Below are 16763 nucleotides of genomic sequence, written 5' to 3'. Positions count from 1 at the left end.
TTTGGAATCAGTTATTGTGGTTTAACGTTAATAATTAAAATTAAAAGTAATATATTGAATAGAAATGAATAAAAAATAAAGAAAAGGTTTAATTGCTATAATTTTCGATTCTACCTCGTTTATACGGTACATATAATTATAACAATGGTTCGTCCATATTTTATGGATGAAACCCTTGTTCTACAAATTTAAAAGTGGAGTCAGGGGGTAACAGGTTGGATAAAATTTATGTGTTAGATACGAATGTACTTTTGCAGGATCCTTTATCTATTTTTTCATTTGAAACCAATGAAGTAGTGATTCCGGCAGTTGTATTAGAAGAGGTTGATTCGAAGAAACGTTATATGGACGAAGTAGGACGAAATGCTCGTTATGTATCTAAGTTAATAGATAAATTTCGTGAAATAGGAAAGCTGCATGAAAGTATTCCGCTAGAAAACGGCGGTACATTTCGTATTGAATTAAATCATCGTTCATTTGTTCAACTACAAGATATTTTTGTAGAAAAAACAAATGATAATCGAATTTTAGCAGTAGCAAAAAATCTATCTTTAGAAGAACAAGAAAAAGAGGACGGGAAGTCTGTTATTTTAGTAAGTAAAGACGTGCTCGTAAGGGTAAAAGCTGATGCAATTGGATTGAAGGCTGAAGATTATTTAAGTGATCGCGTAATTGAAGTAGATAATATATATTCAGGTTTTTTAGAAGGGTATATATCAAAAGAACAATTGGATTATTTTTATGAAAAAGGTGAATTACCTTTATCTGAAATTGCAAATCATCCTTTTTATCCAAATCAGTTTGTGGTAATGAAGGATGCACTTGGGGGTTCTAGTTCTGCACTTGGCATTGTAGATCACTTAGGTAAGAAGGTGAAGAAACTTATTTTTCACAATGAGCAAGTGTGGGGGATACGACCACGAAACGTGCAGCAAATAATGGGATTAGAATTGTTGCTTCGCGAAGATATTCCGCTTGTAACGTTAACGGGGAAAGCTGGTACAGGAAAAACGTTACTTGCGTTAGCTTCGGGATTAATGCAAACGGAAGATTTAGGGTTATATAAAAAATTACTTGTTGCAAGACCAATTGTTCCAGTCGGAAAAGATATCGGTTATTTACCAGGAGAAAAAGAAGAAAAGTTAAGACCATGGATGCAGCCGATTTTTGATAATCTAGAGTATTTATTTAATACGAAAAAGCCAGGGGAATTAGATGCTATTTTAGCTGGAATGGGTTCGATTGAAGTAGAGGCTCTTACTTATATACGTGGCAGAAGTATTCCAGACCAATTCATTATTATTGATGAGGCACAAAATTTAACGAAGCATGAAGTGAAGACGATATTAACGAGAGTAGGAGAGAAAAGTAAGATTGTATTAATGGGAGATCCTCAGCAAATCGATCATCCATATTTAGATGAATATAATAACGGTTTAACATACGTTGTCGAGAAATTTAAAGAGCAACGTATTAGTGGTCATGTAAAGTTTGTTAAAGGGGAGCGCTCGAATTTAGCTCAACTAGCAGCGGATTTATTATAAAAAGGAGTGAGCTTCAGCTCACTCCTTTTTTTAGTATACTCGTTAAATAATTGTGAATTTACGGATGTTACGGATTGGATTTTGTCTATTAGATCCATCATTGAAATATAGATGTACAGGTCCGTCCTCTTTTAATGGTTTTCCTTCTTTTGAAAAACCAAGAATGGCCTTGTTGACCGTTTCTAATGGTAGTGTAATGGTAGTATCTACTGTTTCAATTTCAACTTGCATAGCGTCCTCTAAAATTTCGGCGTTAGCAAGAAATGGATGAAATGGTATACCAAATGTCCCAGTAATCAGCTGTTCTTTTTTATATTTCTTTACACTTTGTTGTATTGGCGGGAAGGCAGCACCATCACGGATTTCACGATCCCAATGTTCTGAAGTGTTCTTTAAGTAAGCTTCTAGTTCAGACGTGTTTTCTCTAGTTTCATCAAAGTAAGTTGTCAAATCTACTTTTCGATCGTCAAAAATCCAAACAGTTGGATCAATAGTGATTGGAAAACGTACTTTTCCATTAATAAATAAAATTTCGCTCATTGTTGTTCCCCCATTTGTGTTATACTCCCACTTTTCAGTATAATAGTATTAGACACTGTTGTCACAAAAAATGTTTCTATTGCAATTTATTAAAACTATCGCTAATATTAATAGATATGAGAGAGTAGGACGGAAACGGAGGGAATCAATTTGGCGTCTGAGACAGTATCAAATCATCAGGAAAAGGCACTAGCCCTTCTACAAGCGGATGCAGAGAAGATTTTAAGACTTATTAAGGTGCAAATGGACCATCTTACAATGCCGCAATGTCCATTATATGAAGAAGTTTTAGACACACAAATGTTTGGACTATCCCGCGAGGTCGATTTTGCGGTTCGCCTTGGTCTTATTGCAGAAGAGCAAGGGAAAGCAATGTTAGGAGAGCTCGAACGTGAGTTATCTGCACTTCATGAAGCATTTACAAACAAACAACAATAATGGGTTCAAATAAGGGGGCTCAAACTAAAACAGTTTGAGCTTTTTATTTGTATAATAAAGCAGGAAGAACGTATATACATATGGAATACAACAATAATTAATTTGAAACAGAGAGAGGAAATGAAATGAAAAGAATATGGAAATCAATGGATTATTCATTATTACTTCCTCTTGTTATTTTATGTGTGCTGGGAGTCATAATGGTATATAGTTCTAGTTCCATTGTTGCGATTTCGCGGTTTGATAAACCAGCAAATTTCTTTTTTAAAAGACAATTACTTACTTTAGCTGCTGGGACAATGGTATTAATAATTATGGCTATTATCCCATATAAAGTGTGGAGAAAACGAATTTTCTTATTGGGAAGTTACGGTGCTAGTGTTGCCTTATTAGCGGCAGCAGCCTTTTTCACTAAGAAAGTAAATGGTGCAAATGGATGGATATTTGGAATACAGCCTGCGGAATTTGTAAAGATAACAGTTATTCTCGTATTGGCTCATTTTTTTGCGAAAAGGCAAGAAACAAATACGTCTGTTTTCAAAGGATCGGGACCGGTACTTTTAGGTATTGGTTTAATCATGTTTTTAATTTTAAAGCAAAATGACTTAGGTACCGATATGTTAATTGCGGGAACGGTAGGAATCATGTTTCTTTGTTCAGGAGTTAGTGTTAATTTATGGATAAAAAGGTTCTTATTAACGTCTGTAGTATGGGTCCCAATGTTGTATTTTATTGGGAATTATAAATTGAGTTCATACCAAAAAGCGCGATTTTCAGTTTTTCTGGATCCGTTTAACGATCCTCAAAATGATGGATTCCAATTGGTAAATTCATTTATTGGAATTGCTTCAGGTGGGTTAAATGGTAGAGGGTTAGGGAATAGTGTGCAAAAGTATGGATACTTACCAGAGCCCCAAACGGATTTTATTATGGCGATTATATCTGAAGAACTAGGCTTTATAGGTGTAGCTATCATTTTAATCTGTTTATTGTTAATTATCATTCGTTCATTTAGAGTGGCGCAAAAGTGTACAGATCCATTTGGAAGTTTAATAGCCATCGGAATTGCAAGTTTGTTTGGAGTTCAAACGTTTATCAATGTCGGTGGTATGTCTGGATTAATACCGCTTACTGGGGTACCGTTACCTTTTGTTAGTTACGGCGGAAGTTCCTTGTTAGCTAATCTACTTGCGATGGGGATATTATTGAATATTGCTAGTCATGTGAAAAGACAAGAAAAACAACAAAATGAGTTAGTTAAAGAAAGAGAACAGGGTGGACCGCATCTTGTAGTTGTAAAATAAAAACACATTGCGCTGTAGAGCACAATGTGTTTTTTTATTTAAAGTAATTTCAAATGTGATATATTAATTGTTTTTATATCCAAAAGATATATCACATTAAAACAAATGTGATATACAATTAGGTTGTTCGAAAAGGAAGAGGTATGCTATACTATTTTTGTGAAACAAATTGCACAGAAAACTTATCATTTGTTAAAAAATAAGGTATGATGGATAAAAATAAAGTGAAACTTTCTAAGTATAATATAATGTGGAAAGTGAAGAACTTCACGCTTTTTATGGTGTGTATATATTTTATCTCTAGAGTGGTAGGAAAGTAGAGGGGGAAAATCATGACAAAGCTGCAACGTATTCAAAAAGTATTGGTAGCTAACCGTGGAGAGATTGCAATTCGTGTGTTTCGAGCTTGTTCGGAACTTGGATTAAAAACAGTTGCAATCTATTCTAAAGAGGATAGCGGTTCTTATCATCGCTATAAAGCCGATGAGTCCTATTTAGTTGGGGAAGGGAAAAAGCCAATTGATGCTTATCTAGATATTGAGGGCATTATTGAGATTGCGAAAAGCAATCATGTAGATGCAATCCACCCTGGATATGGTTTCTTGTCAGAAAATATCCAATTCGCAAAACGTTGTGAAGAAGAAGGAATTATCTTTATTGGTCCGAAAAGTGAGCATTTAGATATGTTTGGAGATAAAGTGAAAGCAAGAACACAAGCGCAGCTAGCACAAATTCCGGTTATTCCTGGTAGTGATGGTCCAATAGATTCAATAGAAGAAGTCGAAGAGTTTGCTGAAAAGTATGATTACCCGATTATTATTAAAGCGTCCCTTGGTGGTGGCGGTCGAGGTATGCGTATAGTACGAGCTAGTGAAGAATTAAGAGAATCGTATAATCGCGCGAAATCAGAAGCAAAAGCAGCCTTTGGTAATGATGAAGTATACGTTGAAAAATTCGTTGAAAAACCTAAACATATAGAAGTACAAATTTTAGCAGATGAAGAAGGCAATGTTGTTCACTTATTCGAGCGTGACTGTTCTGTGCAACGTCGCCATCAAAAAGTTGTCGAAATCGCACCAAGCGTTTCGCTTTCAGATGATTTGCGTCGACGTATTTGTGAAGCTGCTGTGAAGTTAACGAAAAATGTAAACTATTTAAACGCAGGAACGGTAGAATTTCTTGTAAAAGGTGATGAGTTTTACTTCATAGAAGTAAACCCACGTGTTCAAGTTGAACATACGATTACAGAGATGATTACAGGAGTGGATATCGTTCAATCGCAAATTTTAATAGCTGATGGACATGCATTACATAGTAAAATGGTAGGTGTTCCGAAGCAAGAAGAAGTGGTTGTGCACGGATTTGCAATCCAATCTCGTGTAACGACTGAAGACCCACTAAATAATTTTATGCCGGATACAGGAAAAATTATGGCGTACCGATCAGGCGGTGGCTTTGGTGTTCGTCTTGATACAGGTAATAGTTTCCAAGGTGCAGTTATTACACCGTACTACGATTCTTTACTTGTAAAAGTTACGACTTGGGCTCTTACTTTTGAACAAGCTGCTGCAAAAATGGAACGTAACTTAAAAGAATTCCGTATTCGTGGTATTAAAACAAATATTCCATTCCTAGAGAATGTAGTAAAACATAAAAACTTCTTATCAGGAGAATATGATACGTCGTTTATTGACGCGTCACCTGAACTGTTCTTATTCCCGAAACGTAAAGACCGCGGAACGAAAATGTTAAATTACATTGGTTCAGTAACAGTAAATGGTTTCCCGGGAGTAGGGAAAAAAGAGAAACCAATTTTTCCGGATGCTCGTATACCAAATGTAGTACACTCAGAGCCGATACAAAATGGAACAAAACAAATTTTGGATGAGCGTGGAGCGGATGGATTAGTAAAGTGGGTTCAAGATCAAAAACGTGTACTTTTAACTGATACAACATTCCGTGATGCGCATCAGTCACTACTTGCAACTCGTATTCGTACAAAAGATTTACATCAAATTGCAGAGCCGACAGCGAGAATGTTACCGAACTTATTCTCAGCGGAAATGTGGGGCGGTGCAACGTTCGATGTTGCGTATCGTTTCTTAAAAGAAGATCCATGGGAACGATTACTAGATCTTCGTGAAAAAATGCCGAATGTTTTATTCCAAATGTTACTTCGCTCTTCAAACGCAGTTGGTTACAAAAACTATCCAGATAATTTAATTCAAAAATTTGTGGAATGTTCTGCTCAAGCTGGCATTGATGTATTCCGAATTTTTGATAGCTTAAACTGGGTAGAAGGTATGAGAGTTGCGATTGATGCTGTACGAGATACTGGCAAAATTGCAGAAGCGACAATGTGTTATACAGGAGATATTCATGATCCGTTACGTAGTAAATATGATTTGAATTATTATAAAAACTTGGCGAAAGAATTAGAAGCATCAGGTGCTCATATATTAGGTATTAAAGATATGGCAGGTTTATTAAAACCTAATGCTGCATACGATTTAGTTTCTGCATTAAAAGAGACAGTATCGATTCCGATTCACTTGCACACACATGATACGAGCGGAAACGGTATATTAACGTATACGAAGGCAATTGAAGCGGGTGTTGATATTGTCGATGTAGCGGTGAGTTCAATGGCAGGTCAAACGTCACAACCAAGTGCGAACACACTATACTACGCATTAGGCGGAAATGAAAGACAACCAGATGTTAATATAGATTCATTAGAAAAACTATCTCATTACTGGGAAGATGTACGCAAATACTATGCACCGTTTGAAAGTGGTATGAATGCACCTCACACAGAGGTATATATGCACGAAATGCCGGGTGGGCAGTATAGTAATCTTCAGCAACAAGCAAAGGCGGTTGGTTTAGGAGATCGCTTCGATGAAGTGAAAGTAATGTACCGTCGTGTGAATGACATGTTTGGAGACATTGTAAAAGTAACGCCATCTTCAAAAGTTGTTGGTGATATGGCATTATTTATGGTTCAAAACCATTTGACAGAACAAGATATTTTAGAGCGTGGACATGCTTTGGATTTCCCAGGATCTGTTGTTGAAATGTTCTCTGGTGATTTAGGTCAACCGTACGGTGGTTTTCCGAAAGAATTACAAAAGATTATTTTAAAAGGGAAAGAGCCGTTAACAGTAAGACCGGGTGAATTGTTAGAGCCAGTAGATTTTGATGCTTTAAAAGAAGAGTTATTCCATAAACTTGGACGCGAAGTAACGATTTTCGATGTAGTTGCGTACGCGTTATATCCGAAAGTATTTATGGACTACGAAAAAGTTGCTGAGATGTATGGTAATGTATCTGTGCTTGATACACCGACATTCTTCTATGGTATGAGACTTGGTGAAGAAATTGATGTGGAAATTGAGCAAGGTAAAACATTGATGGTTAAACTAGTATCAATTGGAGAACCTCAGCCGGATGGAAATCGTATTCTTTACTTAGAATTTAACGGACAACCACGTGAGATTGTTGTGAAAGACGAAAGTGTGAAAGCAACAGTTGCACAACGTGTGAAAGGAAACCGTGAAAATCCAAACCATATTAGCGCAACGATGCCAGGAACGGTTATTAAAGTAGTTGTAAAAGAAGGCGATGAAGTGAAAAAAGGCGATTCTATGGCAATTACAGAAGCGATGAAAATGGAAACGACAGTTCAAGCGCCGTTCAATGGTAAAGTGAAGAAAGTATATGTTAACGATGGTGATGCAATTCAAACGGGTGATTTACTTATTGAATTAGATCACTAAAATAAGAAAAGAGCTGTGTAAATACAGCTCTTTTTTTATTGCAAAAAATCCCTTGCCGATTCGGCAAGGGATTTCAGTTTTAAATTATTTTGTTTGTTTAGAAGTTGATTCGGATTCTTTTGCGTTCACTTTACTTCTTGTTCCTAACATAACTAAATAGCATAATACAGCAAACAAGCAAGAAATGAATAGGGAATGTAATAATGCCATTGCTAAACTAGCATTTGTATATACAACTAAAATCCCAACAATAGCTTGAAGTGTTACAAGAATAAAGGAAATAATCCATCCCCAGTATACTACGCTTTGTTGCTTATATTGACGAATAGCAATAATCATTGCGTATAGTATCCAAAGGAATATTAATATCGCTGCAGCTCTATGCCCCATTTGAACCCACTCATGTAATTGAGTCGGCCATGGTCTATTTTTACTACATAAAGGAAAGTCTGGACAGGCTAAGCTAGCTCGTTCGTGACGTACTAAAGCCCCTGTGTAGACGACGATATAACTGTAAATTGTTACACCATAAATGTGAAATTTCATTTTTTTATCCATAATAAGTGAACGTGCATCAAATTTCTGATCAATTTCAAAAATAAGACACGTTAACAAAATAACAGAAGCGAATGAAATTAAGGAAATACCAAAATGGATAGCAAGTACAGCTGGCATTTGACCCCAAACAACGGCTGCCGCTCCCATTAATGCTTGTGCAACTAAAAATACGAAGGATAAAATTGCTAACGTTTTTGTTTCGCGCACATGTTTATAATACTTCCAGGATAAAATACAAAGGAGAGTGACAAGTATTCCTGCTGATCCTGATGTAAGGCGGTGACTTAGTTCAATAATAGTTTCCATCGATAAATTAGATGGAACTAACTCACCATTACAAAGCGGCCATGATTTACCGCAGCCTTGGCCAGAACCTGTTTTTGTAACTAAAGCGCCTCCTAATAATACTACTAATAAATCAAGACTTGTAATGACTGCTAACCATTTAATAAAGCGTTGCAATCTCTTTCACCATCTTTCTGCTATGAAGTTATTGCGAAATATTTTCATTCCATTATGTATAGAATAAAACGCGCTAGTTCCTATGATATATAAAAAATAATAAAATAGCAAAGAAATGGAGGGGGAAGACAAAGGGGAGAAAAAGGGTGTGAAAATAGAATTTATAAGGGAATTTTTAGGGGGAAAATAGGCTATTTTGAAAAGAAATGGGGAGAATACGTGTTAAATATGACAAAATAGTTTATTATAGAAAGTAACATCATGTTATGATAAGGATAAGTAAGAAGTAAGCTTTTTTATATTCGACACAAAAAGTTCATGTTTTCTTCACAAAATGTTCGGGAAATATGATTTAATATATTGGAGTATGGGCGTAGATTAGTAGTAGAATGGGTTAACAATATTTCTACTGTAATAATATTGCTATATAGAAGCGAATTATTTCATTCGAAATAGGCGCAAAAAGAAAGATGAAAGTTTTAAGAGGGGGTTAAAGTGATGAACCATGCAACAAGTGAGCTGCATGATGAGTCAGCTGTAACAAGTGTACCCGAAACAACTCGGTTACAAGATTTATCAGCGCTCGTTAAAATGGGGATTGTAAACTCAAATACACTTACTGTATTTACAGGATTTTGGTTGGCGTTACACTTTAATGGATTAAGTGTGATGGACAATCTGGATAAGCTATTTTTTACAATCGTTGGTTCCGGATTAATTATGGCAGGGGTATGTTGTTTAAATAACTACATTGATCGAGACATCGATCCGTTAATGGAAAGAACAAAAACCCGTCCAACGGTTACAGGAAAGTATAAACCAGGTTTTGCACTTACATTTGGACTAGTTATATTACTACTTGGATTTGTATTCTTATTATTAACAACACCGATGGCAGTATTAATGGGATTTATTGGTGCCTTCACATATGTTGTCTTATATACTTTATGGACAAAGAGAAAGTATACGCTAAATACTGTTGTAGGTAGTATTTCTGGAGCAGTTCCACCTTTAATTGGATGGGCAGCAATTGATCCATCTTTAGGCCATCCAATTGCTTGGATGTTATTTTTAATTATGTTTATTTGGCAAATCCCACATTTCCTTGCGTTAGCGATGAAACGTGTTGATGAATATCGAAATGCAGGAATTCCAATGCTTCCTGTAGTTCATGGATTTGAAATTACGAAACGCCAAATTATGATTTGGACAGTATGTTTATTACCACTACCATTTTATATGAGTGGACTTGGGATAACATTTATGGTACTTGCAACATTGCTTAACATCGGATGGATCGTTTTAGGATTTTATGGCTTCCGTAAGAAGGATGACATCAAATGGTCCGTACAAATGTTTGTTTATTCCCTAAATTATTTAACAATCTTATTTGTATCAATGATTGTAGTTACATTCTTCTAAGACAACGACATAATTGGATTTCTTTACGTTGAGATTTACTTTACTTAACTATAAAGTACAATCTAATTCACAAGGAAAGTGGGGGTTGTTTGTATGAAGAAACAGTGGCGACTGCTTTCGTTCGTTTCACTGCTGGCTTTACTGTTAGGGGGATGCGGTAAAGCCTTTCAATCTACTTTAATTCCGCAAGGAGAAGTAGCAAAAATGCAATATGATCTGCTCTTACTAGCGAGTGCGATCATGGTAGGAGTAGTACTAGTAGTTACTATTATTTTCTTGTATGTAATTGTGCGTTTCCGACAAAAGAAAGGTCAGGAAGATTATATTCCAGAACAAGTTGAAGGGAATCACAAACTAGAAATTATATGGACAGTTATTCCGATTATTCTTTTACTAATCTTAGCTGTTCCGACGGTTACATATACATTCAAACTTGCTGATGTAAGTGCGATGGAGAAAAAGAATATTGATAAAGATACGATCGTTGTTGATGTAACAGCGAATCTTTATTGGTGGGAATTTTCTTATAAATCAGAAAAAATAGTAACTTCTCAAGATTTAGTTATCCCCACAGGTAAGAAAGTGTATTTGAATTTGAAGGGTGCCGATATTAAACATTCATTCTGGGTTCCATCTTTAGCTGGTAAAATGGATACAAATACAGACAATGTAAACAAAATGTGGTTAAAGGCAGATAAATCGGGCACTTATAATGGTTTTTGTACAGAGTTTTGCGGCCCGTCACATTCTTTAATGCAATTTAAAGTGAAAGCTTTAGATGAAAGCGAGTACAAAAAATGGCTTGCTGATATGAAGAAGATTGATGGGAAAAAAGAAGTAGCTTCAACAAAGGCGCAAGAGGGCCAAGAAATATTTAATAAAAGCTGTATTGGTTGTCATGCAGTTGGATCTAATGATAGTAGACCACCTTCCGCTCGTATCGCACCAAACTTAGCGAACTTTGCTGATCGTGATACGGTTGCTGGTATTGCCGAAAATAATGAAGAAAACTTAAAAAAATGGCTGAAAGATCCTGAAAATATGAAGCCAGGAAATAAAATGACTGGTAAATATGGCAACTTAACGGATGATCAAATTGATGCATTAAATGCATACTTACAAACGTTAAAGATTGAAAAGTAAAGAGGGATTATTCGCGAAGGGGAGGTTGAAAACGTGAGCTCTGTAGCAAAAAAACAGGGGATGGGTGCTGTCATATGGGATTATTTAACGACAGTAGACCATAAAAAGATTGCCATTCTCTATTTAATTGCAGGTGGATTGTTTTTTATAATAGGCGGAATAGAAGCACTATTTATTCGCCTTCAATTAGCGATTCCTAACAACGCTTTTCTTGTTGGGGATGCTTATAATCAAGTATTAACGATGCACGGTACAACAATGATTTTCCTCGCAGCTATGCCACTCGTGTTTGCATTTATGAACGCCGCCGTGCCACTTCAAATTGGTGCGCGTGATGTAGCGTTCCCGTTTTTGAATTCACTCGGATTTTGGTTATTTTTCTTTGGTGGAGTATTTTTAAATTTAAGTTGGTTTTTAGGTGGAGCACCTGATGCAGGATGGACATCTTATGCATCATTAGCTTTAGCTTCTAAAGGCCATGGTGTTGATTTTTATGTACTCGGCTTGCAAATTTCAGGTATTGGTACATTAATTGGAGGTATTAACTTCCTTGTTACAATCATTAATATGCGTGCGCCAGGAATGACATATATGCGTATGCCGATGTTTACATGGACAACGTTTGTAACATCTTCACTTATATTATTTGCTTTTCCGCCGTTAACTGTAGGATTAGGACTTTTAATGTTAGATCGTTTATTTGGAACAAGTTTCTTTAATCCAGCATTAGGTGGGAACACAATTATATGGGAGCATTTATTCTGGATTTTCGGTCATCCGGAAGTATACATTCTTATACTCCCAGCTTTCGGAATATTCTCAGAAATCTTCGCGACATTTTCGAAAAAACGATTATTTGGTTATTCATCGATGGTGTTTGCGACAGTATTAATTGGATTTTTAGGATTCATGGTATGGGCGCATCACATGTTTACTGTTGGCCTTGGTCCAGTTGCAAATGCTATTTTCTCAGTTGCGACAATGGCAATTGCGGTTCCGACAGGTATTAAAATATTTAACTGGCTCTTTACAATGTGGGGCGGAAGTATTCGTTTTACAACACCGATGATGTGGGCGGTAGCTTTTATTCCATCATTCGTAATGGGTGGAGTTACAGGCGTTATGCTTGCATCTGCACCAGCTGATTATCAATTTCATGATAACTATTTCGTAGTAGCGCACTTTCATTATGTAATCGTCGGTGGTGTTGTATTTGGTTTACTTGCAGGGGCTCATTATTATTGGCCACTGATGTTTAATAAAATATTAAATGAAACATTAGGTAAGATAACATTTTGGTTATTCTTTATCGGTTTCCATTTAACATTCTTTATTCAGCATTTCCTTGGATTGATTGGTATGCCACGTCGTTACTACACATATCTTGAGGGGCAAGGATTGGAAATGGGGAATATGATTAGTTCTATTGGAGCTGTGTTTATGGCTCTTGGAACGATTGTTCTTCTATTCAATGTAATAAAAACAACTGTATCAAAAGAGAAGGCTGGTCGTGATCCATGGGATGGACGTACACTAGAATGGACAATGCCAGCACCTACACCGGAATATAATTTCAAACAATTACCATTTGTTCGCGGGTTAGATCCGTTTTGGATTGAAAAACGTGAAGGTAATAAAGAGATGACGGCGGCGGAACCAGTTGGTGATATTCATATGCCAAATGCTTCATTTTCACCATTTATCATTTCTCTAGGCTTATTCATAGCGGCATTCGGTGCAATGTATATGCAAGGTGGAAAAGATAAGTTCTGGTTATTAGTAGCAATTATTGGTTTAATCATTACATTTGGCGCAATGTTCCTTCGTTCAGTAGTCGATGATCATGGATATCATATTCATAAGGAAGATTTAGAGGATAAGGGGGGCAAGGCATAATGCATGTAGATGAAAAATTAACGAATGAAACATTTCCAGCAGAGCCTGAAAAAGCAACCCTTGAGGGGAAAAATAAGTTTGTCGGTTTTTGGTTATTTCTTGGAGGCGAAACAGTATTGTTCGCTTCCTTGTTTGGCACATATTTAGCATTAAAAAACTCTACAAATGGTGGACCAACATCTCAAGAGATGTTTCAAATGCCGCTCGTTTTCATTATGACGATGCTTTTATTAACGAGTAGTTTAACGAGTGTATATGCGATGTACCATATGAAAAACTTTAATTTTAAGAAAATGCAACTTTGGCTACTTGTAACAGTGTTGCTTGGCTTAGGGTTTTTGGGATTTGAAATATATGAGTTTTATCATTATACACATGAATTTAAGCATACTATGAGAAGTAGTGCATTTGGCTCTGCATTTTATGCTCTTGTTGGTACACATGGACTTCACGTATTGTTTGGATTGTGTTGGATTTTAACATTAATCTTTAGAAATGCGAAGCGTGGTTTAAATTTATACAACGCACCAAAGTTTTATGTTGCATCAATTTATTGGCACTTTATTGACGTAGTTTGGGTGTTTATTTTCACTGTAGTATATTTAATGGGAATGGTGGGATAAACAATGGCGATAAGACAAACAAATAATCCTAAGGTGGATCTTGTTTATCGGAAGAGAAAAAGTGCAGAGGAGATGAAGCACCAAGTTATTACGTTTGCGCTAATGATTTTCCTGACATTAGTTGCATTTGTAGCGGTAGCATATCCAAAAACTTTTAGTCCAACCTTCTCTGTTCCGTTTATTTTACTATTAGCAGTGGTGCAAGTAATTTTTCAATTGTATTATTTTATGCATATGAGCCATAAAGGGCATGAGGCTGCAAGTTTCTTTCTGTATTCTGGCCTGTTAATAGGATTAATTACAATTTTAGCTTTTATGACAATCGTGTGGATTTGAAAAGTGAAGAATAAGGGGGCTTGTGTTGTCACAGCCCCCTCTTCACATTATGTGGAAGGATAACCATTAGGAAGGTGGGGGTGACAATGAGTAACTTATGGATATTTGGCTTTCAAGCTTTATGGAGTCCATTCTTTTTATTATTTATGCTTTCGATTCTTATTGGATACTTCTTAATTATTGGACCATATAGAACTCGATTTGAAAATGCGACGAAGGTAAGTAAAAAGCAAATTTTTTATTTTACGTCTGGAATTGTTCTTTTGTATTTTGTAAAGGGTGGACCTATTGATTTAATTGGCCATATTATATTTAGTGCACATATGTTTGAAATGGCAGTCATGTATATTGCAGTTCCGCCTTTATTATTACTTGGTATACCAGTTTGGTTATATCGTTATATTACTTCTTTTAAGCTAGTTCAAATTGTGTTGAAAATTTTTGCTAAACCGCTTATTGCATTGTTTGTATTTAATGGACTGTTTTCTTTTTATCATTTGCCAGTTGTTTTTGATGCAGTAAAACAAAGCCAAATTGCCCATCCGATTTGCCTCGCTATATTATTTTTTTCGGCAATCATGATGTGGTGGCCGATGTTAAATCCGTTACCAGAATATCAAACGTTAAGTGATATAAAGAAACTTGGTTATATGTTTGCTAACGGTATATTATTAACGCCAGCTTGTGCATTAATAATTTTTGCAACTGCACCGTTATTTGCAACGTATACGGATTCAGCTGCTTGGATGAAAGCGATGGAACTATGCGTACCTGCGGGAACTTTATCAGAATTAAATATAACTGGACCAGAATTTTTACACTGGATGCCAGTAGTACAAGACCAACAAACGGGCGGTATCATTATGAAAATTGTCCAGGAAATAGTGTACGGTACGATTATCGGCTATGTATTCTTTAAATGGGCGCGTAGAGAACGCGAAAAGGATAAGGAGCAGTTGCAACAATTGCCGCCATATTTACAGACTAAGTAAAAAAGCGTATGGGATTCCATACGCTTTTTCTTTTTTTTAGTTTTAGCTTTAGGTATTTGTAAAAGATTGAATTTTCAATCTTTTAGTGTTAAGTTAGTGTTGGCGTGTACTAAAAGTGGATATAAAATTTACTACTAGCTTTCATGTGTAATAATTCCATATGTAGTGCAAGTTTTTTAGAGAGTTACAAATTTATATTGTTATCTTTAATAAACACGAACTATTTTAAGGGGGAATTTAAATGGGTAGTAGCGGAAGTATGGTAAAGCCGATTAGTGGTTTTTTAACAGCGTTAATTCAATATCCAGTACCGGTAGTAGAGTCACGTGCAGACATTGATAAACAAATTAAACAAATCATAAAAACAATTCATTCAACTAAATCAGGTTATCCTGGATTAGAATTAATAGTATTTCCCGAATATAGTACACAAGGGCTCAATACAAAAAAATGGACTACAGAAGAGTTTTTATGTACAGTGCCTGGGCCAGAAACAGACTTATTTGCTGAGGCATGTAAAGAATCTGAAGTGTATGGTGTTTTTTCTATAATGGAAAGAAATCCTGATGGTGGAGAACCTTATAATACAGCGATTATTATTGATCCACAGGGTGAAATGATTTTGAAGTATCGTAAGTTAAATCCTTGGGTGCCGGTCGAGCCTTGGAAAGCTGGAGATTTAGGCTTACCTGTTTGTGATGGACCTGGAGGGAGTAAATTAGCTGTTTGTATTTGTCATGATGGCATGTTCCCTGAAGTAGCCCGTGAAGCAGCCTATAAAGGTGCGAATGTCTTGATCCGTATTTCCGGATATAGCACACAAGTTAGTGAACAATGGATGTTAACCAATCGTTCAAATGCATGGCAAAATTTAATGTATACATTGTCAGTGAACTTAGCGGGTTATGATGGTGTATTTTATTACTTTGGTGAAGGACAAGTATGTAATTTTGATGGGACTACTTTAGTGCAGGGGCACCGAAACCCTTGGGAGATTGTTACTGCCGAAGTATATCCAGAGCTAGCAGATCAGGCTAGATTAGGATGGGGGCTCGAAAATAATATATATAATTTAGGCTCAAGGGGATATGTAGCGACTCCTGGTGGAGTGAAAGAGAACCCGTATACGTTTGTAAAAGATTTAGCTGAAGGTAAGTATAAGGTTCCCTGGGAAGATGAGATTAAAGTGAAAGATGGATCCATTTATGGGTATCCAGTTAAAAAGACGATTCATTCTTAAGGAAGATAAATAGAACAAGCGCATCATATTGATGCGCTTGTTCGGTTTACTCAATAATTTGAAATTCTTTTAACTCTTTTTCGACATTTTGTAGGAGTTGTTCGCTTTTTTGGAGTACATTTGTTGGGAAAGTCTCATCATCACCATATTCAACACCGTGAGGATAATAATGTTTTCCTAATAAGGGAGGGAGTAGTTTTACTTCAGCGTGTCTGCTGCCAATGTCGCCTTCAACAGCAACTCCGCGCACTCGTAAGTAATAAATATCCTTTAATATTTCAAATTTATAATCGTATGTAACTCTTTCGTAATCCCACTGTCCAGCTAGTACAAAATGGTTCTTTTCCATAATCTCAGTTAAAAGGGATAAATCAACGACGGCCCCATTAAATTTCGTATTTGTAAATTGCATATAATACCTCCTTTTTTAATGTTACATCATTATTTTTATAATAGTATGAATAATAAGAAAGTGCAATTCATATT

14 protein-coding genes are annotated in these 16763 nt (G+C 36.0%); 11 read left to right on the top strand and 3 right to left on the bottom strand.

Going from position 1 to position 16763, the window contains the following annotated elements:
- Positions 1–215: 215 nt before the first annotated feature.
- A complete protein-coding gene (locus JDS95_RS04210; RefSeq protein ID WP_000358079.1) occupies positions 216–1544 on the top strand; it encodes a PhoH family protein in 1329 nt (442 codons plus the stop codon).
- A gap of 42 nt (positions 1545–1586) precedes the next feature.
- Here JDS95_RS04210 and JDS95_RS04205 read toward each other — a convergent pair whose 3' ends face one another.
- Positions 1587–2084, bottom strand: a complete 498-nt coding sequence (locus JDS95_RS04205) for a hypothetical protein (RefSeq protein ID WP_001289791.1) — start codon at positions 2082–2084, stop codon at positions 1587–1589.
- A gap of 150 nt (positions 2085–2234) precedes the next feature.
- Between JDS95_RS04205 and JDS95_RS04200 the strand changes: the two genes are divergently transcribed.
- The 3 genes from JDS95_RS04200 to pyc all read left to right on the top strand — a co-directional run bounded on the left by JDS95_RS04200 (position 2235) and on the right by pyc (position 7605).
- Positions 2235–2522 carry an Fpa/YlaN family protein gene (locus JDS95_RS04200; protein ID WP_000135695.1) on the top strand — a complete coding sequence of 96 codons (288 nt, stop codon included), beginning with the start codon at positions 2235–2237 and terminating at the stop codon, positions 2520–2522.
- A gap of 125 nt (positions 2523–2647) precedes the next feature.
- Entirely contained in the window at positions 2648–3826 is a 1179-nt protein-coding gene (locus JDS95_RS04195) for an FtsW/RodA/SpoVE family cell cycle protein (RefSeq protein WP_000822961.1), read from the top strand.
- 332 nt (positions 3827–4158) lie between these two features.
- On the top strand, positions 4159–7605 hold the full coding sequence (gene pyc, locus JDS95_RS04190) for a pyruvate carboxylase (protein ID WP_000164047.1): 3447 nt from the start codon (positions 4159–4161) through the stop codon (positions 7603–7605).
- 84 nt (positions 7606–7689) lie between these two features.
- Here pyc and ctaA read toward each other — a convergent pair whose 3' ends face one another.
- Positions 7690–8625, bottom strand: coding sequence for a heme A synthase (ctaA, locus tag JDS95_RS04185; protein ID WP_001188753.1), 936 nt, complete (start codon positions 8623–8625; stop codon positions 7690–7692).
- 498 nt (positions 8626–9123) lie between these two features.
- Here ctaA and ctaB point away from each other — a divergent pair, with 498 nt between their 5' ends.
- The 7 genes from ctaB to JDS95_RS04150 all read left to right on the top strand — a co-directional run bounded on the left by ctaB (position 9124) and on the right by JDS95_RS04150 (position 16277).
- Positions 9124–10047, top strand: a complete 924-nt coding sequence (gene ctaB, locus JDS95_RS04180; RefSeq protein ID WP_001015063.1) for a protoheme IX farnesyltransferase — start codon at positions 9124–9126, stop codon at positions 10045–10047.
- A 93-nt stretch (positions 10048–10140) separates the two neighbouring features.
- A complete protein-coding gene (coxB, locus tag JDS95_RS04175; protein ID WP_000745270.1) occupies positions 10141–11190 on the top strand; it encodes a cytochrome c oxidase subunit II in 1050 nt (349 codons plus the stop codon).
- A gap of 60 nt (positions 11191–11250) precedes the next feature.
- Positions 11251–13086: a cytochrome c oxidase subunit I gene (ctaD, locus tag JDS95_RS04170; RefSeq protein ID WP_170957719.1), complete on the top strand. Its 1836-nt coding sequence runs from the start codon at positions 11251–11253 to the stop codon at positions 13084–13086.
- Positions 13086–13709, top strand: coding sequence for a cytochrome c oxidase subunit III (ctaE, locus tag JDS95_RS04165; RefSeq protein ID WP_000557861.1), 624 nt, complete (start codon positions 13086–13088; stop codon positions 13707–13709). The genes ctaD and ctaE overlap by 1 nt, the downstream gene beginning before the upstream one ends.
- 3 nt (positions 13710–13712) lie before the next feature.
- Entirely contained in the window at positions 13713–14045 is a 333-nt protein-coding gene (ctaF, locus tag JDS95_RS04160; RefSeq protein ID WP_001007827.1) for a cytochrome c oxidase subunit IVB, read from the top strand.
- An 86-nt stretch (positions 14046–14131) separates the two neighbouring features.
- The gene (gene ctaG, locus JDS95_RS04155) at positions 14132–15037 is read left to right on the top strand and encodes a cytochrome c oxidase assembly factor CtaG (RefSeq protein WP_000069007.1); all 906 of its coding nucleotides are present in this window, start codon (positions 14132–14134) and stop codon (positions 15035–15037) included.
- Between the two features lie 241 nt (positions 15038–15278).
- Complete coding sequence (locus JDS95_RS04150; RefSeq protein ID WP_000535796.1) at positions 15279–16277, top strand: formamidase; 999 nt, start codon at positions 15279–15281, stop codon at positions 16275–16277.
- Between the two features lie 46 nt (positions 16278–16323).
- Here the strand turns inward: JDS95_RS04150 and JDS95_RS04145 are convergent, their stop codons facing one another.
- Entirely contained in the window at positions 16324–16689 is a 366-nt protein-coding gene (locus JDS95_RS04145; RefSeq protein WP_001160935.1) for a YugN family protein, read from the bottom strand.
- Between the last annotated feature and the right edge of the window lie 74 nt (positions 16690–16763).

This window comes from Bacillus cereus group sp. N24 (genome assembly GCF_016483345.1).
Lineage (GTDB): Bacteria > Bacillota > Bacilli > Bacillales > Bacillaceae_G > Bacillus_A > Bacillus_A toyonensis.
This window is presented reverse-complemented; position numbering and strand designations above follow the sequence as displayed.